Origin of the sequence: Amycolatopsis sp. lyj-108, from assembly GCF_046549005.1 — a bacterium.
Classification (GTDB): Bacteria; Actinomycetota; Actinomycetes; order Mycobacteriales; family Pseudonocardiaceae; genus Amycolatopsis.
In genome coordinates, this window is the sequence record NZ_JAJPWQ010000002.1 from 542,336 (window position 1) to 561,603 (window position 19,268).

Annotated in this window: 15 protein-coding genes; 11 read left to right on the forward strand and 4 right to left on the reverse strand. The window is 66.9% G+C overall.

Features of this window, described 5'->3' with window-relative positions; translation table 11 throughout:
- The first annotated feature begins 5 nt into the window (after positions 1-5).
- From ACLJO0_RS08880 to ACLJO0_RS08910, 7 genes are all read left to right on the forward strand, one after another.
- On the forward strand, positions 6-3,917 hold the full coding sequence (locus tag ACLJO0_RS08880) for a DNA-directed RNA polymerase subunit beta' (protein WP_125790085.1): 3,912 nt from the start codon (positions 6-8) through the stop codon (positions 3,915-3,917).
- Between the two features lie 1,049 nt (positions 3,918-4,966).
- On the forward strand, positions 4,967-6,811 hold the full coding sequence (locus ACLJO0_RS08885) for a hypothetical protein (RefSeq protein ID WP_410577471.1): 1,845 nt from the start codon (positions 4,967-4,969) through the stop codon (positions 6,809-6,811).
- An 81-nt stretch (positions 6,812-6,892) separates the two neighbouring features.
- Complete coding sequence (locus tag ACLJO0_RS08890; protein ID WP_410577473.1) at positions 6,893-8,653, forward strand: hypothetical protein; 1,761 nt, start codon at positions 6,893-6,895, stop codon at positions 8,651-8,653.
- Between the two features lie 46 nt (positions 8,654-8,699).
- On the forward strand, positions 8,700-8,933 hold the full coding sequence (locus ACLJO0_RS08895) for a hypothetical protein (protein ID WP_410577474.1): 234 nt from the start codon (positions 8,700-8,702) through the stop codon (positions 8,931-8,933).
- A gap of 26 nt (positions 8,934-8,959) precedes the next feature.
- On the forward strand, positions 8,960-9,193 hold the full coding sequence (locus tag ACLJO0_RS08900) for a hypothetical protein (protein ID WP_410577476.1): 234 nt from the start codon (positions 8,960-8,962) through the stop codon (positions 9,191-9,193).
- 55 nt (positions 9,194-9,248) lie between these two features.
- On the forward strand, positions 9,249-9,734 hold the full coding sequence (locus ACLJO0_RS08905; RefSeq protein WP_410577478.1) for an MmpS family transport accessory protein: 486 nt from the start codon (positions 9,249-9,251) through the stop codon (positions 9,732-9,734).
- A 78-nt stretch (positions 9,735-9,812) separates the two neighbouring features.
- Positions 9,813-10,313 carry a GNAT family N-acetyltransferase gene (locus ACLJO0_RS08910; protein ID WP_410577479.1) on the forward strand — a complete coding sequence of 167 codons (501 nt, stop codon included), beginning with the start codon at positions 9,813-9,815 and terminating at the stop codon, positions 10,311-10,313.
- A 4-nt stretch (positions 10,314-10,317) separates the two neighbouring features.
- On the opposite strand, the gene ACLJO0_RS08915 is transcribed toward ACLJO0_RS08910, so the two are convergent.
- The 4 genes from ACLJO0_RS08915 to ACLJO0_RS08930 are packed head-to-tail and all read right to left on the reverse strand — an operon-like array spanning position 10,318 to position 13,848.
- Positions 10,318-11,754, reverse strand: a complete 1,437-nt coding sequence (locus ACLJO0_RS08915) for a hypothetical protein (RefSeq protein WP_410577480.1) — start codon at positions 11,752-11,754, stop codon at positions 10,318-10,320.
- 9 nt (positions 11,755-11,763) lie between these two features.
- Entirely contained in the window at positions 11,764-12,927 is a 1,164-nt protein-coding gene (locus tag ACLJO0_RS08920) for a hypothetical protein (RefSeq protein ID WP_410577482.1), read from the reverse strand.
- A 13-nt stretch (positions 12,928-12,940) separates the two neighbouring features.
- Positions 12,941-13,273, reverse strand: a complete 333-nt coding sequence (locus ACLJO0_RS08925) for a hypothetical protein (RefSeq protein ID WP_410577484.1) — start codon at positions 13,271-13,273, stop codon at positions 12,941-12,943.
- Positions 13,270-13,848 carry a YbaB/EbfC family nucleoid-associated protein gene (locus tag ACLJO0_RS08930; protein ID WP_410577486.1) on the reverse strand — a complete coding sequence of 193 codons (579 nt, stop codon included), beginning with the start codon at positions 13,846-13,848 and terminating at the stop codon, positions 13,270-13,272. Before ACLJO0_RS08930 ends, ACLJO0_RS08925 begins: the two co-directional genes overlap by 4 nt.
- Before the next feature lie 715 nt (positions 13,849-14,563).
- Here ACLJO0_RS08930 and rpsL point away from each other — a divergent pair.
- From rpsL to tuf, 4 genes are all read left to right on the forward strand, one after another.
- The gene (gene rpsL / locus ACLJO0_RS08935; RefSeq protein ID WP_003102113.1) at positions 14,564-14,938 is read left to right on the forward strand and encodes a 30S ribosomal protein S12; all 375 of its coding nucleotides are present in this window, start codon (positions 14,564-14,566) and stop codon (positions 14,936-14,938) included.
- Positions 14,938-15,408, forward strand: coding sequence for a 30S ribosomal protein S7 (gene rpsG / locus ACLJO0_RS08940; RefSeq protein ID WP_005166770.1), 471 nt, complete (start codon positions 14,938-14,940; stop codon positions 15,406-15,408). Before rpsL ends, rpsG begins: the two co-directional genes overlap by 1 nt.
- Positions 15,409-15,471: 63 nt before the next feature.
- Entirely contained in the window at positions 15,472-17,571 is a 2,100-nt protein-coding gene (gene fusA, locus ACLJO0_RS08945) for an elongation factor G (RefSeq protein ID WP_125790077.1), read from the forward strand.
- Between the two features lie 124 nt (positions 17,572-17,695).
- On the forward strand, positions 17,696-18,889 hold the full coding sequence (gene tuf / locus ACLJO0_RS08950) for an elongation factor Tu (protein WP_125790076.1): 1,194 nt from the start codon (positions 17,696-17,698) through the stop codon (positions 18,887-18,889).
- Positions 18,890-19,268 lie beyond the last annotated feature (379 nt).

Consider the following 19,268-nt stretch of genomic DNA (forward strand, 5'->3'; position numbering starts at 1 on the left):
AAGACGTGCTGGACGTCAACTTCTTCGATGAGCTCCGCATCGGCCTCGCGACCGCCGACGACATCCGTCAGTGGTCCTTCGGTGAGGTCAAGAAGCCGGAGACCATCAACTACCGGACGCTCAAGCCCGAGAAGGACGGCCTCTTCTGCGAGAAGATCTTCGGCCCGACCCGGGACTGGGAGTGCTACTGCGGTAAGTACAAGCGGGTCCGCTTCAAGGGCATCATCTGCGAGCGCTGTGGCGTCGAGGTCACCCGCGCCAAGGTGCGCCGTGAGCGGATGGGCCACATCGAGCTGGCCGCCCCCGTCACCCACATCTGGTACTTCAAGGGTGTTCCCTCCCGCCTGGGCTACCTGCTCGACCTGGCGCCGAAGGACCTCGAGAAGATCATCTACTTCGCGGCCTACGTGATCACCGGTGTGAACACCGAGCTGCGGCACAACGACCTGCCGACCCTCGAGAACGAGATCGGCGTCGAGCGCAAGAACCTCGAGACCAAGCGTGACGCGGACATCGAGGCACGGGCGCAGAAGCTGGAAGCCGACCTGGCCGAGCTGGAGGCGGAGGGCGCCAAGTCCGACGTCCGCCGCAAGGTCAAGGAAGGCGGCGAGCGCGAGATGCGTCAGCTGCGTGACCGCGCCGGTCGCGAGCTGGACCGTCTCGAGGAGGTCTGGACGACCTTCACCAAGCTCGACGTCCGTCAGCTGATCGCCGACGAGCTGCTCTACCGCGAGCTCGTCGACCGCTACGGCGAGTACTTCACCGGCGGCATGGGCGCGGAGGCCATCCAGAAGCTGGCCACCGAATTCGACGTCGCGGCCGAGGCCGACAACCTGCGCGACACCATCCGCAACGGCAAGGGGCAGAAGAAGCTCCGCGCGCTGAAGCGGCTCAAGGTCGTCGCGGCCTTCCAGGCCACCGGCAACGACCCGCGCGGCATGGTGCTCGACGCCGTCCCGGTGATCCCGCCGGACCTGCGCCCGATGGTCCAGCTCGACGGTGGCCGGTTCGCCACCTCCGACCTGAACGACCTCTACCGCCGGGTCATCAACCGGAACAACCGGTTGAAGCGGCTGATCGACCTCGGCGCGCCCGAGATCATCGTCAACAACGAGAAGCGGATGCTGCAGGAGGCCGTCGACGCGCTGTTCGACAACGGCCGCCGCGGCCGCCCGGTCACCGGTCCCGGTAACCGCCCGCTGAAGTCGCTGTCCGACCTGCTCAAGGGCAAGCAGGGCCGGTTCCGTCAGAACCTGCTCGGCAAGCGTGTCGACTACTCGGGCCGTTCGGTCATCATCGTCGGCCCGCAGCTGAAGCTGCACCAGTGCGGTCTGCCGAAGGACATGGCGCTCGAGCTGTTCAAGCCGTTCGTCATGAAGCGGCTGGTCGACCTGAACCACGCGCAGAACATCAAGTCCGCCAAGCGGATGGTGGAGCGCTCGCGGCCGCAGGTGTGGGACGTGCTCGAAGAGGTCATCACCGGCCACCCGGTGATGCTGAACCGTGCGCCGACCCTGCACCGTCTCGGTATCCAGGCCTTCGAGCCGCAGCTGGTCGAAGGCAAGGCCATCCAGCTGCACCCGCTGGTCTGTGAAGCGTTCAACGCGGACTTCGACGGTGACCAGATGGCCGTGCACCTCCCGCTTTCCGCGGAGGCGCAGGCCGAGGCCCGCATCCTGATGCTGTCGGCGAACAACATCCTTTCGCCGGCGTCGGGCCGCCCGCTCGCCATGCCGCGTCTGGACATGGTGACCGGTCTGTTCCACCTGACCCGTCTCACCGAGAACGCCGCGGGTGCCGGCAACGCGTACTCCTCGCCCGCCGAAGCGATCATGGCGTACGACCTCAAGGCGCTGAGCCTGCACGCCCCGGTCAAGATCCGCATTGTCGACCGTCAGCCCGCCAAGGCCGACGAAGCGGCGCTCGCGGAGAAGGGCTGGGAGCCGGGCAAGGCCTGGCTGGCCGAGACCACCCTGGGCCGCGTGCTGTTCAACGAGCTGCTGCCGGCGGACTACCCGTTCATCAACGAGCCGATGCCGAAGAAGCGTCAGGCCCTGATCGTGAACGACCTCGCCGAGCGCTACTCGATGACGCAGGTCGCGCAGACCCTGGACCGCCTGAAGGACGCCGGTTTCTACTGGGCGACCCGTTCGGGTGTCACGGTCGCGATCTCCGACGTCCTCGTCCCGACCGGCAAGAAGGCCATTCTGGACGAGTACGAAGGCAAGGCCGACCAGGTCGAGAAGCGGTACCAGCGTGGTCAGCTGTCGCACGCCGAGCGCAACAACGAGCTCGTCAAGGTGTGGACGCAGGCCACCGAAGAGGTCCACAAGATCATGGAGACGGCGCTGCCGGACGACAACCCGATCGCGATGATCGTGAAGTCGGGCGCGGCGGGCAACATGACGCAGGTCCGGTCGCTGGCCGGTATGCGTGGTCTGGTGTCGAACCCGAAGGGTGAGTACATCCCGCGTCCGATCAAGGCCAACTTCCGTGAAGGCCTGTCGGTGGCGGAGTACTTCATCGCGACGCACGGTGCCCGTAAGGGTCTGGCGGACACGGCGCTCCGTACCGCGGACTCGGGTTACCTGACCCGTCGTCTGGTGGACGTGTCGCAGGACGTCATCGTCCGCGAGGTCGACTGTGGCACCACCCGAGGCATCAACATGCCGATCGGTGAGGACATCGGCGACGGCAAGGTCCTGCGCGACCAGCACGTCGAGACCAGCGTGTACGCGCGGAACCTGGCGACCGACGCGGTCGACGCCAAGGGCAACGTCGTGCTCAACGCCGGTGACGACATCGGTGACCCGGCGATCGACAAGCTCATCTCGAGCGGGATCGCCAAGGTCAAGGTGCGTTCGGTGCTGACCTGCGAGTCGGCCGTCGGTATCTGCGCCACCTGCTACGGCCGGTCCATGGCGACCGGTCAGCTCGTCGACGTCGGCGAGGCCGTGGGTATCGTCGCGGCCCAGTCGATCGGTGAGCCGGGTACGCAGCTGACGATGCGTACGTTCCACCAGGGTGGTGTCGCCGGTGACGACATCACGACCGGTCTGCCCCGTGTCCAGGAGCTGTTCGAGGCCCGGGTCCCGAAGGGCAAGGCGCCGATCGCCGACGTCGATGGCCGTGTGCGCATCGAGGAGAGCGAGCGGTTCTGGAAGATCACGCTGATCCCGGACGACGGCAGCGAAGAGATCGTCTTCGACAAGCTGTCCAAGCGTCAGCGGCTCGCGAACACCCCGAGCGGCCCGCTGGGCGACGGTGACCGCGTCAACGTCGGTCAGCAGCTGCTCGAAGGTACGCCGGACCCGCACGAGGTCCTGCGGGTCATGGGGCCGCGCGAGGCGCAGATGCACCTGGTGGACGAGGTCCAGAAGGTGTACCGGGCGCAGGGTGTGTCGATCCACGACAAGCACATCGAGGTCATCGTGCGGCAGATGCTGCGCCGCGTGACGATCATCGACTCCGGTGCCACGGACTTCCTCCCGGGCGAGCTGCCCGAGCGGACCAAGTTCGAGGCGAAGAACCGGGCGTCGGTCGCCGAAGGCGGCGAGCCTGCTTCGGGTCGTCCGGTGCTGATGGGGATCACGAAGGCCTCGCTGACCACGGACTCGTGGCTGTCGGCGGCCTCGTTCCAGGAGACCACGCGTGTCCTGACCGACGCGGCCATCAACGGCCGTTCGGACAAGCTCGTGGGCCTCAAGGAGAACGTGATCATCGGTAAGCTGATCCCGGCCGGTACCGGGATCAACAAGTACCGCAACATCCAGGTGCAGCCGACCGAGGAGGCGCGGGTCGCCGCTTACGCGATCCCGTCCTACGACGACGGCTACTACACGCCGGATGTCTTCGGCTCCACCCCGGGTGCCGCGGTTCCGCTGGACGACTACGACTTCGGCCGCGACTTCCGCTGACCGAAGCACGATCCACGAGAATGGCCCTCGCCGATCCGGCGGGGGCCATTCCCGTTTCCGGGTGACTCGGTCACTCGAAACGACTCCTGACTCCAGGCGAATCCGGTTAAGGGGCAGCAGGGTTCCCGCGGCGGAACGGGTCTGGCCAGCACCGAGGCCGACGTACTCGGCCTCGGCGCACTCGCCATGGCCACCCCGGTACTCGGCGCGGGTCCTGGTCTTCACCTCCCGCCGCCGTCGCCGCCAGGCCGACTGACGTGCGTTTAGCCCCCTAATCGCGATCCGGCAGGTGGAAGCGCAGGTCAGCGAGGATCGGGAGACGGGGAAGTCGAAGTAGGTGTCCGGGAACCGGTCCGGCGCGAAGCAGGGCACGAGCGTCTCGCCCGGTCGATAGGGGCGTTGCGGCCGGTAGCAGTGGCGGCTGCACGTATCCGTCGATCTTCCGGCCGACGAAGTTGTGCTGTTCGTCTGAACGTCTTCGGCATGGCCATGTCCTACCGCTCCAGCGGAGTCAGAGTTCCCGGGGCCGCATAACGAACACGTAACGGGATAGCGGCCGCCGGATTCGGGTTACTGGTCCGTTGTGACCTGCCGTAGTGCCGCCAGGTGGCCTAATTCCCAGTGCTCGGAAAACCGCCACCCGTTCGGTCCATTGGCCCATCCGCATCGTGGGAAATTCACCCAGCCGTGGCCTGTCCCATTCTTTGATCACGAGATTGACACTCTGACGGCTTCACACGAGTATTTCGCCCATGCAATCCCCAGTCGCCTTGGTGTGGCGCCGGCACGTTGATCTGCGACAGCAGGCAAGCGCGCTGTGTATGGATTCCTGACCTATTCCGGGTTTGTCGCGCCGTACTGAATCAGCGTATCCGACACGGATGCGTCCGTTCCTCGTGCGTTGACGTTTTCCACTGTGCCGCAACGGTTCCCTGTGTGAGCCGGCGGTTGATTGCTTTCCCTTTGATTCGCGCCGGTGACGCCTGTGCGAAATAGGGGAGAGGTGTGCCGAATGTCCGGCGCTTCGGTAGCGAAAACAGGGAGAAAGAATGCTATCCAACTCGCCAAAGTGGCGAAAAGTGGTGATCGGCGCCGTGGCGGCGGCCCTGGCCGTGGGCACGGTGACCTACACCGGCTCCACGACCAGTGCCTACGCCGACGTCCAGGTCGTCAAAGACGCGAAGAAGGCGGCCGACGGCAAGGAGTACTGGGTCCAGAACCACCTGGTGTCCAAGGACATCGCGGCGTCCCGGAGTGCGGACGGCAAGCGCAAGAAGTGGCTGCTGGTCTGGGCCGGTGACGAGAACATCGCCGACACCTTGGTCAAGGACGTCAAGAACCTGCCGGGTTCGCTCGGCGGGGGCCTGAACAAGATCAAGAACGCGTTGCCCGGTCCGGACTTCCTCGCCGTGATCGACGCGACGCAGGGTTCGCCGACGTACGGCAAGGTCGTCAACACCGCCACTGTCGGACCGCTCGTCGAGAACGAGCCGCACCACATGCAATACGTGTGGCACAAGGGCGACACGATCTACGCCGGCGCGCTGTTCGCCGCCGCGACGTACGCCTTCGACGTCTCCGCGTTGCCGCAACTGAAGCTCAAGGGCGTCAGCCTCCCGACCCAGACCCTCGGCGGTTCCGTGCCCGACGCGTACTGGGTGCTCAAGGACGGCACCGCGTACGGCACGTACATGGGCGGCCCGGTCGTTCCCGGCCCGCACACCTACGCCAACGGTTCCACGGTGGTGGGCAACGGTTTCGCCGGCAGTCCCGGCGAGGTCGTCCGCTTCGACCAGAACGCGCAGGTGCTTTCCGAGTCCCCCGCGGCCACACCGCAGGGCGACAACAAGAAGCTGTGCGACAACCTCCCGCAACTGGACAAGCCGACCTGCGCCAACCCGCACGGCATCCAGGCCCGTGAGGACCTCAACACCCTGGTCACCAGTGACTACGCCGAGCCGCGCAACATCATCCTCGACCCGGTGAAGCAGCCGTCGCCGTATCTGCGGCGGCCGACCGTCCGCACCTGGGACATCTCCGACCGCAACAAGCCGAAGCTCAAGGCGGTCTCGTACCTGCCGGACGGCCCTCGCGCCGATCCCGCGGACCCGCTGCACGCCGAAAGCCGCGCGGTCATGGAGACCACGGTGACGAACCTGCCCGGTCACAAGGGCGCGTTCGCCCAGACCATGCAGGGCGGCGCGGTGTTCTACACGCCGGACATCACCGCCAAGGAGCCGCACTGGATCCAGGTGTTCGACGACGGCGCGGCGAACAAGGCGATCCACCCGAACAACGACTCCAACGGTGGCGGCTCGAACGGTGGCTGGATCCAGACCAGCCCCGACGACAAGTACCTCTACCGCGCGATCACCGGCCGCCAGAAGGGCGCGCTCGGTCCTGACGACCCCGGCACCACCGGCGGCGTCTACGTCCTCGACATCCAGAAGCTCGTCGCCGCGGGTGACAAGGTCGAGAACATCAAGGGCCGGATCGACACGAAGGAGAAGTCGCAGCAGGGCGGTGGCGGCGACCTGCCGACCGTCGTCGGCGCGGCGCCGATCAACCCCGGCACGTCCGGCGGTGGCCCGCACTGGGGCGCGTACGACAACTTCGTGCTCGGCGAAGACGGGTACTACCACGAAACCGACAAGCCGCAACATCTCGCGGTGTCGAACTACTTCGTCGCACGGTCCGGTTTGGACGGTGACCACAAGGTCAACCTGCTGAACCTCGGCGAAGACGGGAAGGTCGGCGTCGACCAGAACTTCCGGGACGAGTTCACCGGAGGAGTCGGGATCAACTTCAACCGGAAGACCTGGCCGCACGGGTCCTTCGGCAACGCCAAACCGCACTCCGAACTGTTCGTCGTGGCGGACGCGGATCTCAAGTAACCCTGTTCGGCGCGGAAGGTCGTGGGTGGCGGGCACACTCCGCCACCCACGGCTCCGCCGATCTGCTCGGAGAAGGTCCCCATGGATCACCACGTCATACCGGCGAGCTCGGGTTCGGCCGGGGTCGACATCGCACTGGTCTTGCTTCGGCTCGGCCTCCTGCTGGCGACCGCTTTCCTCGCCGGAACAGGAATCCTCCGCCCGCTCGTGGGCGAGCTGCCCCGGCGCCTCCACCTCACCATCGCCGTACTGGGCGGGGTTTCTGCCGCGCTGGCCGCGATCTCCGCCTTCGCGACCGACGTCAACGTCATCGCGCTGATCGTGCATCTCGTGCTCGCGCTGGCGATTCCCGTCCTGATCCGCTGGCCGTCGGCAGGCCGCTGGGCCTCCCTCGCGCTCGCCGCGCTGGTGGTGCTCGAAACCTCGCTCGGGCGGACGGGCGTCGAATTCGCCATCGACACCGTCTACGTCGCCGCGGCTGCCCTGTGGTTCGGTGTCACCGTTCTGTCCGTCTGGGTTCCCGCCGGGCAGTGGCGTCAGACGAACTTCCGGCTCGGCCCGCTTTCGCTGACCTTGGGCGGACTTCTCGTCGTCGCAGGTGCGGTCCAGCTGTTCTCCTCCGGTCTGGGTTTCGACCGCCGGATCTACGGCACGCTCTTCGGGGTCACGTTGCTCGTGATCGCTTTGCTGCCGCTCGTCGCCACCGTGGTCGCGGGATTCTTCTTCACCGGAACCGATTCCACGCGGGCGTACCGGTTCGGTGCGGCCGCCGTGGCCGTCGGGTTCCTTGCCTGGAGTGCCCTCGCGGCCATTCCCAAGCCGCCCGAATCGCCGATTCCCGGTGTCGCGCTGCTCGCGGACGCCGCCATCGGCGACCAGCGGTTCCCGGTACTGGTGAGCCCGCAGCGGCCCGGCAAGAACCTCGTCCACTTTCCCGCGAGCGCGGGAGAAGACCTGTCCGCCGGGATCGAAGGCGGCCTGATCGGCAAGGCCATCGTGCGCCCCGGCGCCGAAGGCACCTGGGCCGAGATCGACCTGCCGAAGGGGCGCAGCGACCTGACCATCAGCCGCGGCGAGGAGAAGACGACCATCGAGGTCGACGCGGGCGACGAGCAGGGGCACCTCATCGCCGACACGGACGCGCCCGAGTGTGCTTCGGCCGCGCTGGGCGGCCTGATCGCCGACCGCCGCGAGGTCCTCACCTCCTGCCCCGCGGACGCGCTTTCGAGTGAGGACAGCGGTTCTCTCGTCAAACTCGTCGAGTTCCTCGCCGCGCGCAAGCCTTCCGCGCTCACGCTTGTCGAGGACACCTCGCCGCGCAGTGTGGCGGCCGCGAAACTGGTCCGCGAGACCGCCGCACGCTCCGGACTCGCGGTGCGGACCGAGGCGGGCGCGAACACCGCGCTGGTCGTCGTGTCCGGCTGGGCGGGCGGCTACACGGCGATGACCCGCGCGGCCGAGTCCCAGCGGCTCAAGCCGACCCACCAGTACGGCCTGTACCTGGCGCCCTGGCTGCTCAACGGGCCGATCGTCAACTCCGTCGCGAGTTCCTCCCTGCCGCTGAGGTTCGACCCGCGCGAACAAGTCGCCGTGAGCTTCGCTGTCGCCGCGAGCAACGCCTTCGGCGGCGAAAGCCCCACGCTCGGCGGCTTCCGGAACTGGCTCGGCGACCAGTGGAGGTCGATGAACGGCGATGTCCAGATCTTCGCGGCCGCACAGGTCAACGCCATGCCGATGTACCCGGGCGAACCGCACGCCGTCGGGATGATCGCCGACCGGAACTACGCGGGGCAATGGATCCCCGACGGCACGATCGTGCCGGTCAGCTCGGTACTGCGGTGAAGGATTCCGCTCGCTTCCAGCAGCGGTGAAAGGAAAGGGAGAAGAGATGAAGCGAATCGCGGCCCGTGTGCTGCTGCCGCTCGCCGTCGCGGGCGCGCTGTCCGGACTCGCCGGCGGGGTCGCCTCGGCCGACCCGTTGCCGGGACTGCCGACCGGTGGCGGCGGCCCGGCGCTCTGGCTGATCCCCGGCGTCGACCTCGGCGGACTGCTCGGCGGAGCCGTCCCCGTGCCCACCGACGTCCTCGCCCCGATCTACGGGATCATCACGCCGATTTCGTAAAACCGTTACCAGCAAAGGAGAATCTCATGAAGAAGACCTTCGTCCGCGCGGTCACCGGTGCCGCGCTCGCCGGTCTCGTCGTGCTCGGCTCGACCGCTCCGGCGCTTGCCGCGCAGGACGCTCCGAACGATGTCGTGGTCGTCGACGAACCCGACACGAGCGACCTCGACAACATCTGGACGTTCGCGCCGCTCGGCGTCCCGGTGCTCGGCCTCATCCAGTCCCTCAACGGCGTCCCCGGCCGGCTGCTGCCGTCCTGACTTCCGCGGCGGCGCGGCTCCCGGGCCGCGCCGCCGCTTTCGGTGAGGAGAACCGATGGCCGACAGACAACTGATCGGGCGTATCGCCATCGCGGGGATCGTGGTGGCAGCGCTCGCGACCTGTGTGGTGCTGCTCAACGGCGGTGAGGAGCCGCAGGCCGAAACCGTGGCCGTCGTCGGCGAGCCGACCGGCGCCGCGCCGTCGCGGGAGCCGGATCGCACGATCACCCGGACGCTCAGCCAGCCGCAGCCGGTGTCGAACGACTGGCGGATCGCGTACGAGCTCGCCGGGACGGGGACCGCGACCGTGGTCTACGACTCGAACGGGCTGGGGCTCGTACATCAGGAGTCGCAGGTGACGCTCCCGTGGCGCAAGGAGCTCACGTGGAAGAACACCGGCACCCCGCCGACCGTCCGGCTGATGGGGCAGGGCGAGGGCGCGGTCGAATGCCGGGTGGCCGTGGGCGGCGCCGTCGTCACGTCGGAGAAGTCCGGTCCCGGTGAGGTCGCGACCTGCGCCGGCCGCCTCGCCCCCTCCTGACCCCGTGTCGACTTTAGCCCCCTAATCGCGATCCGGCGGCGGGCGAAATTCGCTGGCCCGGGTAGGCAGAATGTAGCCATGACCTGGAGCTTCGAAGTCACCCCCGTCGATCACCCGGACGCCGCCCAGCTGCTGCGTGAGTACCTCGACGAGATCGCGTCCCGCTACTACGGGCGCCAGGTCACCGAGGAGGAGCTCGACGTCCTGATCGAGGAGCACCACAGCCGGAACCTGGTCCCGCCGACCGGCGCCTTCCTGCTCGCTTGGCGCGACGGGGTGCTCGCGGGTTGCGCCGGGCTGCGGGTCGCCGCGCCGGACATCACCGAGCTCACCCGTGTCTTCCTGCGGAAGTCCGAACGCGGCAAGGGCGGTGCGCCGCTGCTCGTGGCAGCAGCCGAGGACGTCGCCAGGGGACTCGGCGCCACACTGATCCGGCTCGACACCCGCGACGACCTCGTCGAGGCGAGGGCCTTGTATGCCCGCCTCGGCTACGAGACGGTCGAGCCCTTCAACAACGAGCCCTTCGCGCATCACTACTTCGCGAAGTCCCTGGCCCAGACGGTGCCGGATCGCGTTTAGCCCGCTAAAGGCGACGCGGCCGCGGGGTGAAGGTCGCCTTGCCGAGGAGGGCACCGGCGAGGACGGGGGCCAGTCCGATCAGCAGCAGGATGACGCCGGTGTCCTTGCCTTCGATCAGCGGATGCCACCACAGCGGGGTCACGGCGATGTCGACGACGTCACCCCGCTCCGGGAACGTCCCGAACGACATCCACCGCAGGTCCTTGACCTCGTGCGTCTCGCCGTCGAGTTCGTAGGTGCCGTCCACCAGGTTGCCGTTGCCGCAGCTGGTGCAGTTCGACGTGCCCGCCTCCGCGCGCAGGGTCGCGGTCACGGTGAGCCGCGCCTCGGGGGCGAGCCCGGTCAACGCGGTCAGCGAGTTCACCGCGAGCGCCAGCCCCGGCAGCACCAGCGCGAGCGCGACGACCGTGCGCGCCACCAGTGAAAGCGACGACAGCGGCTGACGGCCCGCCGCTTCCCGGCGCCGGTTGAGCGGGCCGCGGAGCCCGGCGAGCGGGCCTCGCCGTCCGCCGAGCCATCCGGCGTCGCTGGTGTCGGAAGCCGCGGCGGCAGCACGGAAATCCGTGTCCTCCCAGTCCACTGTGGATGCCAGGATGGCCAGCCGCCGGGAGTCGGCGAACATCATCTCTTCGGTCAGCGTCCCGGCTTCGGAGGTCCACAGCGAGCCGGCGTGGAAGGCGACTTCGCGGACCCGGAACCACGAGTCGCCCTCCAGCAGCGCGCGAACGCCGGGGGAGAGCAGTGTCTTGGCGAACTCCGGATCGGACGTCGTCACGGTGAACCGGCGGTCGAACTCCGTGCCGGTCTCGAACCGCTGGAGCAGCGCGTCCGGCTTCGGTGCCCCGATGGTGTTCCGCGTGATGCGCGCGTCCTCCAACGGCGTGAACCGCTCCGGCTCGAAGGCACCCGTGACCGGGGTGATGACGACCGACGGCACCTCAGGCGTCCGAAGCTGGATCAGGGCGTATGTCCCATCGATCAGGTCAGCTGTCCTGGCGAGGTCCGGGAAGTCCGCCGAGCCGCCGAGCCCGTACTCGACTCCGACCAGCCGATGCCCGTTGTGCTCGAACTCGACGGCCGTCGCCACCGACTCGGGCGAGGCGTGGGTGACGGCGATCCCGCGTTGGGGGAGCACGCCGAAGCTCGGCTCACCGGTCCCGTCGAGCCTGCCGGTCCACGTCCTCTGCCGATGCCCCCGCCACGCCGCCAACGCCGCGATCACCACCGGGAAGGCGAACCAGAGCCAGCCGGGCACCGCGCTGCCGGATCCCGCCGAGAGCCAGTACAGCGACGTTTCGGAGACGAGGATCCCGCAGAGCGCGTAGCTGACGGCCGCAGCCGTCGGCCGCCGTCCGTCGAAGCGCCCGCCGAGCAGCAACAGCCCCAGGGCCAGGGTGTACCCACCGGCGATGAGCCACGGCCCGGCCAGCTGATCGTCCATCGGGCGACCCTACTGGTCCATGTCGAGGTTCTCGCGGGTCTCCTCTTCGCTGTGGCGGCCGCCGGTCCGGCCGTATTCCTGCCCGGTCGTGGTGGTCTTGGTGTTGTCGATGGCCTTGTTCGCGAAGTCGAAGGCCGCCTTGCCCTGGTACGCCGATCCCTTCGACAGATCGGTGGGATTGACCCCGACCACCTGCTTGATCGCCTGGTTCGGCACACCCTTGAGGACATCCTTCGCGGCGTCGCCGAACGTGCCGAGCTGGGTCCCGGAGTCCTTGGCGAACGCGCCGACGATCGCCTTCTCCTGGCCGGGGGTCATCCCGACCTTGCCCGCCTTCGTCAGCTTCGAACCCTGCTTGACCAGGTCGTCCGTCCACTTCAGCATGAAGCCCATGAACTTGTCGAGCAGCTTGCCGAGTTTGCCGAGGTGCTTGGTGATCTTGCCCATCGCGCTCGCGGCCTTGGCGATCGTCGCGGTCATCGCGGCGGCCACCGACGAGCCGAGGCTGACGACGGAGGCGGCCAGCGCGGGCAGCCAGATGTAGATCGCCCAGGTGACCAGTTCGGAGATGATCGATTTGACGACCTCTTCGATGACGGTCATCACCATCGACCACATCTGCAGCGTCTCGGCCACCGTGCCCGCGCTGTTGCCGACGCCCTTGATGCCGACGGCGAAGTCGCCGAGCGCGTTCCGGGCGGCGTCGCCCGCGTCACCCACCCAGTCCTTCAGTGACTCGTCGCCGGTCTTGACGAAGTCGTCGGCCAGCGTGACGAAGCCCTTGGCGATGTTGCCGAAGTTGCCTGCCGCGGTCTTGAGCGCCGGACCGTCGCCCGTGACGAAGTGCAGCGCGTCCTGCAGCGGCTGGATCAGCTCGATCAGGATGTTCAGGCCGTTGCTGACCAGCCAGCCGACCGGGTCGAGCACGAAGCTCGCGAGGTCCGCGCCCGCCCCCGCGATGAACCCGGCGCCGTCCTGGATCAGCTGCCCGCCCGCGGCCACGACGTCGCCGGGGCCCTGCGCGGCGCCGAACTTCTCGTAGGCGTTGGCGACGGTGGTGACGCCCTTGCCCGCGATCGGCACCTTCTTCGCCGCGTCGAGCGCGTTCTTGCCGAAGCTGTCGTCACCCGTGATCTTGACGCCGCCGGCGATACTCGCCTTCTCGTCGGTCATGTCGTCCCCCAGCTCACTTCGGTCCGTCGATCTTGGCTTCGTACTTCCCCAGGGTGATCGTCGCGTCGTTTTCGAAGCCGTTGTAGATCGACGCCGCCTGGGTCATCTTCCCGGAGAACGCGTCGACCCCGGTCTTCATCAGTTCGAGCAGTTCGCGCAGATCGGCGAGCTTGCCGGTGTAGGTCTGCTTCACCGCGAGCCCGATCAGGCCCCACGACTTGTCCGTGACGTCGGCCTGGTCGACGAGGCCGCCGAACTTCCCCGCCTCGTCCTTGTAGTAACCGAGTTTGTTCGCGTAGTCGATCAAGGCCTGCGTTTTGACCGCGTGCCCGCCTGGTCCGGTCATCGATGATCCTCCTCGTCGAACAGGTTCTTGAGGAACTGGTCACCGGGCGAGTCCCCGGCCGACGGCGGTCGTCCGGGAGCCGGTTCGTCCGACCGCCGGAGCACCGTTTCCTCGCTGAAGTCGTCTTCGTTCCGAGGGCGGCGGGCGGTGCTCGGTGGTGGCTCCTCCGACATCTGAGACCGCAGATCGTCCATTGTGGTTCCCAAGGCTTCGGCTTGGGCTTCGAGAACCTGTTCTTCGACGTTCGGATGGAACGTCCCGCCGAACCGCGCATCGACGATCCCGGCCTGCTTCCGCGCCGCGTCGGCCACCGCGGTGTGCAAAGTGGACAGAATGGCGGCGCCGAGCTGTTGTGGTTGCTGCCGAAGGGCTTCCAGGCTGAGGCGGATGTCCTTGACGGACCCGCCGGGGCCCGCGACGACGGTGATCGAACGGTCCGGTGACGTCGCCACCGACTCCAGTTCGGCCAGTTCACTCTGCATCTCGCCGACCTTCGCGAACTGCGTCTCGGCCAGTTTGATCTTGGATTGGAATTTCTCGAATTCCGCGACGAGTTGTTCGAACTCGGCCGACATGGAGCCTCCCCGTGCTTGCGGTGCGTCGTCCGGTCATCAGCGGCGGCACTGTGACCGGTGTCATCGTGACCCATTCACCGCTTTGCCGCGATGGTGTCCTTTCCGGATCCATCCGGCTCACCCGATAGGGGAATAGGTAGCGTGGTTCGCCGAGCAGGGCGGAATCAGTACGAGTGAGGGGAGGGCGTCGTGGACGCCGAGCAGCAGGAAAGCATCGAAGAACCCCGGCGGGGGAGTCACGCGGCGCCGGAGGGGGCTCCCGTGCATCCGTTGATCGATCTCTCGAGGGACCCGCATCCGGGCAGGGCGGACCACGCCAAGCCCGACGAGGAATGATGGCTGGGCGCGCGTCGCCTCCGTAGAGGGCGGTGGCGGGGGCGGGCGAGGAATGAACCGGCCCGAAACGCCGTTCCATCAGGGTCGCCGCGGCGTGACGCCCGGCACGATATAGTTATAGACCCCCCGATTTGGCCGGTCCGGAAGAGGCCGGGTATCTTTGGAGACCGTGCCCGGCAGGCGTCGGGCCGTCCCGTGTGCCGTGCGGCATGGACGGGGTGCTCAGGCATCCGGTCCACCGGCTTCGCCCACACGGGATCCGACGGAAAATCCCTACGGGAAGTTACCGGTCGCAAGACCGTGACGCGGGCCGACACGCCCGACCGCGGGGGCCGGAGACAACACGTAGTAGCAAGATCGCGAACAGAAAGCTGGTCCATTGCCCACGATCCAGCAGCTGGTCCGTAAGGGCCGCCAGGACAAGGCTGCCAAGCAGAAGACCGCGGCCCTCAAGGGGAGCCCGCAGCGGCGTGGTGTGTGCACTCGCGTGTACACCACAACCCCCAAGAAGCCGAACTCGGCGCTTCGCAAGGTCGCTCGTGTGAAGCTGACCAGCGGCATCGAGGTCACCGCCTACATTCCCGGTGAAGGCCACAACCTGCAGGAGCACTCGATGGTGCTCGTGCGCGGTGGTCGTGTGAAGGACCTGCCGGGTGTCCGCTACAAGATCATCCGCGGTTCGCTCGACACCCAGGGTGTCAAGAACCGTAAGCAGGCGCGCAGCCGGTATGGCGCGAAGAAGGAGAAGAGCTAATGCCCCGCAAGGGTCCGGCCCCCAAGCGGCCGCTGATCTCTGACCCCGTCTACGCATCCCCGCTGGTCACTCAGCTGGTGAACAAGGTGCTGAAGGACGGCAAGCGGTCTCTGGCCGAGCGCATCGTCTACGGCGCCCTCGAAGGCGCTCGCGAGAAGACCGGCACTGACCCGGTCGTCACGCTGAAGCGCGCCCTTGACAACGTGAAGCCCACCATCGAGGTGAAGAGCCGCCGTGTCGGTGGTGCCACCTACCAGGTGCCGATCGAGGTCAAGCCGGGACGTTCCACCACGCTCGCGCTTCGCTGGCTGGTTTCCTTCTCCGCGGCCCGCCGCGAGAAGACCATGATCGAACGCCTGCAGAACGAGCTGCTCGACGCGAGCAACGGCCTCGGCGCCAGCGTGAAGCGGCGCGAGGACACGCACAAGATGGCCGAGTCCAACAAGGCCTTCGCGCACTACCGCTGGTGATGACCGCCCGGCTGCCGATCAAAGCCTTGCCGGGCCCCAATTTTGAGACAGGGGAACACTCTCGTGGCACGTGACGTGCTGACCGACCTGAACCAGGTCCGCAACATCGGCATCATGGCCCACATCGACGCCGGTAAGACCACCACCACCGAGCGGATCCTGTTCTACACCGGGGTCAACTACAAGATCGGTGAAGTCCACGATGGCGCCGCCACCATGGACTGGATGGAGGAGGAGCAGAAGCGGGGTATCACCATCACCTCGGCTGCCACCACCACTTTCTGGGCCGATCACCAGATCAACATCATCGACACCCCGGGGCACGTCGACTTCACCGTCGAGGTGGAGCGTTCGCTCCGCGTGCTCGATGGTGCCGTCGCCGTCTTCGACGGCAAGGAAGGTGTCGAGCCGCAGTCCGAGCAGGTCTGGCGTCAGGCGGACAAGTACGAGGTTCCTCGTATCTGCTTCGTCAACAAGATGGACAAGCTCGGCGCGGACTTCTACTTCACCGTCCGCACCATCGAGGAGCGCCTCGGCGCCCGCCCGCTGGTCATCCAGCTGCCGATCGGCGCCGAGAGTGAATTTGAAGGCGTCGTCGACCTGGTCCGCATGAAGGCGCTGACCTGGCGCGGCGAGGTCCAGAAGGGCGAGGACTACGCCGTCGAGGAGATCCCGGCCGAGCTCGCCGACAAGGCGGCCGAGTACCGGGAGAAGCTGGTCGAGGCCATCGCCGAGACCGACGACTCCCTGATGGAGAAGTTCCTCGAGGGTGAGGAGCCGACCGAGGCCGAGCTCAAGGCCGGTATCCGGAAGCTCACCGTGAACCGCGAGGCGTACCCGGTGCTCACCGGTTCCGCCTTCAAGAACAAGGGCGTTCAGCCCATGCTCGACGCGGTCATCGACTACCTTCCGTCGCCGCTGGACGTCCCCGCCGTCGAGGGCACGCTGCCCGACGGCGAGACCGTCGTGTCGCGCAAGCCGTCGACCGAAGAGCCGTTCTCCGCACTGGCGTTCAAGATCGCCGCGCACCCGTTCTTCGGCAAGCTGACCTACATCCGGGTGTACTCGGGCAAGGTCTCCGCCGGCGCGCAGCTGATCAACGCCACCAAGGAGCGCAAGGAGCGCATCGGGAAGCTCTTCCAGATGCACTCCAACAAGGAGAACCCGGTCGATGAGGCCCAGGCGGGCCACATCTACGCGGTCATCGGCCTGAAGGACACCACCACCGGTGACACCCTCGCCGACCCGCAGAACCCGGTCGTCCTCGAGTCGATGACGTTCCCGGCGCCGGTCATCCGCGTCGCGATCGAGCCGAAGACCAAGGCCGACCAGGAAAAGCTGTCCCTGGCGATCCAGAAGCTGGCCGAAGAGGACCCGACGTTCCAGGTCAACCTGGACGAGGACACCGGCCAGACGATCATCGCCGGTATGGGCGAGCTGCACCTCGAGGTGCTGGTCAACCGCATGAAGTCCGACTACAAGGTCGAGGCGAACATCGGTAAGCCGCAGGTCGCCTACCGCGAGACGGTGCGCAAGACGGTCGAGAAGCTCGACTACGTGCACAAGAAGCAGACCGGTGGTTCCGGCCAGTTCGCGAAGGTCATCGTCAAGCTCGAGCCGCTCGAGTCCACCGACGGTGCCCTCTACGAGTTCGACAACAAGGTCACCGGTGGTCGCGTGCCGCGGGAGTACATCCCGTCGGTCGACGCGGGCGCGCAGGACGCCATGCAGTACGGCGTGCTGGCCGGCTACCCGCTCGTCGGGTTGAAGTTCACCTTGTTGGACGGCGCGTACCACGAGGTCGACTCTTCGGAAATGGCCTTCAAGATCGCCGGTTCCATGGCGATGAAGGAAGCCGCGAAGAAGGCCGGTCCGGTCATCCTCGAGCCGCTGATGGCCGTCGAGGTCACCACGCCCGAGGACTACATGGGCGATGTGATCGGCGACCTCAACTCCCGCCGTGGCCAGATCCAGGCCATGGAGGAGCGCGCCGGTACCCGTGTCGTCAAGGCACTGGTCCCGCTGTCGGAGATGTTCGGTTACGTCGGTGACCTGCGTTCGCGTACGCAGGGACGTGCCAACTACTCCATGGTGTTCGACTCCTACGCCGAGGTTCCCGCGAACGTCGCGAAGGAAATCATCGCGAAGGCGACGGGGGAGTAGTTCCCGTCCGCTCGCGGGCATAAGGAACACTCCTGAACGTCCGCAGCATCCGTCAAGAAACGAATCCCCGTCCGACAGCCACGTTGGCCGGTGAGTAAGCAAAACAGTCCAGGAGGACATTCCAGTGGCGAAGGCGAAATTCGAGCGGACCAAGCCGCACGTCAACATCGGGACCATCGGTCACGTCGACCACGGTAAGACCACTCTGACCGCGGCGATCACCAAGGTTCTGCACGACAAGTACCCCGAGCTGAACACGGCGTCGGCGTTCGACCAGATCGACAACGCGCCGGAAGAGAAGCAGCGCGGCATCACGATCAACATCTCGCACGTCGAGTACCAGACCGAGAAGCGTCACTACGCTCACGTGGACGCCCCCGGTCACGCGGACTACATCAAGAACATGATCACCGGTGCGGCGCAGATGGACGGCGCGATCCTCGTGGTCGCGGCGACCGACGGCCCGATGCCGCAGACCCGTGAGCACGTGCTGCTCGCGAAGCAGGTCGGCGTGCCCTACATCGTGGTCGCGCTGAACAAGGCCGACATGGTCGACGACGAGGAGATCCTGGAGCTCGTCGAGCTCGAGGTCCGCGAGCTGCTGTCCTCCCAGGATTTCCCTGGTGACGACGCTCCGGTCGTCAAGGTCTCCGGCCTGAAGGCCCTCGAGGGCGACGCCAAGTGGGGCGAGAGCGTTCTCGAGCTCATGCAGGCCGTCGACGAGAACGTGCCGGACCCGGTGCGCGAGCTCGACAAGCCGTTCCTGATGCCGATCGAAGACGTCTTCACGATCACCGGCCGTGGCACGGTCGTGACCGGCCGTATCGAGCGTGGCCGCGTCAACGTGAACGAAGAGGTCGAGATCGTCGGCATCAAGGAGAAGTCGACCAAGACCACCGTCACCGGTGTCGAGATGTTCCGCAAGCTGCTCGACCAGGGTGAGGCCGGCGACAACGTCGGTCTGTTGGTCCGCGGTATCAAGCGCGAGGACGTCGAGCGCGGCCAGGTCGTCGTGAAGCCGGGCACCACCACCCCGCACACGGAGTTCGAGGGCTCGGTCTACATCCTGTCGAAGGACGAGGGCGGCCGTCACACCCCGTTCTTCAACAACTACCGCCCGCAGTTCTACTTCCGTACCACGGACGTGACCGGCGTCGTCACCCTCAAGGAGGGTGTCGAGATGGTCATGCCGGGCGACAACACGGACATCAGCGTTGTGCTGATCCAGCCGGTCGCCATGGACGAGGGTCTGCGTTTCGCCATCCGTGAGGGTGGACGGACCGTGGGCGCCGGCCAGGTCACCAAGATCAACAAGTGATTTAGACGCCCCGCCCGGGGGCGATACACCCCCCGGGTTTGGGGCGTCAAATCACGTGTGCGACACTATTCAGGTTGCTCGTCCTGGGGCGGCCGAACCTTTCGAGGTTCCGGCCGCCCTGGTATGAGCGGCCACGGTCCGCGGAGCACTTCCTTCGGGTGAGGCTAGCGGGCAAGGGCGTTTGAGACGGCGATGCAGCATTTTCGCCGGCTCGATGCCTCCTCACGTTGAGGAAGACCAGGCAAGACGAAGATCCCGCGGGATCCGTCTGTGCGTCGGGCTCGACACGCCCGACCGCGTGGACCGGGGACAGGGCCGTTGAACTGGGAAAACCTCAGCCAGACTGAGGTTTGAAAAGACAAAAGCGGCACGAGACGAC

Coding starts and splice junctions, on each gene's coding strand:
- ACLJO0_RS08885 (WP_410577471.1), top strand. CDS start 4,967: ATGCTATCCAACTCGCCAAAGTGGCGAAAAGTGGTGATCGGCGCCGTG.
- ACLJO0_RS08890 (WP_410577473.1), top strand. CDS start 6,893: ATGGATCACCACGTCATACCGGCGAGCTCGGGTTCGGCCGGGGTCGAC.
- ACLJO0_RS08895 (WP_410577474.1), top strand. CDS start 8,700: ATGAAGCGAATCGCGGCCCGTGTGCTGCTGCCGCTCGCCGTCGCGGGC.
- ACLJO0_RS08900 (WP_410577476.1), top strand. CDS start 8,960: ATGAAGAAGACCTTCGTCCGCGCGGTCACCGGTGCCGCGCTCGCCGGT.
- ACLJO0_RS08905 (WP_410577478.1), top strand. CDS start 9,249: ATGGCCGACAGACAACTGATCGGGCGTATCGCCATCGCGGGGATCGTG.
- ACLJO0_RS08910 (WP_410577479.1), top strand. CDS start 9,813: ATGACCTGGAGCTTCGAAGTCACCCCCGTCGATCACCCGGACGCCGCC.
- ACLJO0_RS08915 (WP_410577480.1), bottom strand. CDS start 11,754: ATGGACGATCAGCTGGCCGGGCCGTGGCTCATCGCCGGTGGGTACACC.
- ACLJO0_RS08920 (WP_410577482.1), bottom strand. CDS start 12,927: ATGACCGACGAGAAGGCGAGTATCGCCGGCGGCGTCAAGATCACGGGT.
- ACLJO0_RS08925 (WP_410577484.1), bottom strand. CDS start 13,273: ATGACCGGACCAGGCGGGCACGCGGTCAAAACGCAGGCCTTGATCGAC.
- ACLJO0_RS08930 (WP_410577486.1), bottom strand. CDS start 13,848: ATGTCGGCCGAGTTCGAACAACTCGTCGCGGAATTCGAGAAATTCCAA.
- rpsG (WP_005166770.1), top strand. CDS start 14,938: ATGCCCCGCAAGGGTCCGGCCCCCAAGCGGCCGCTGATCTCTGACCCC.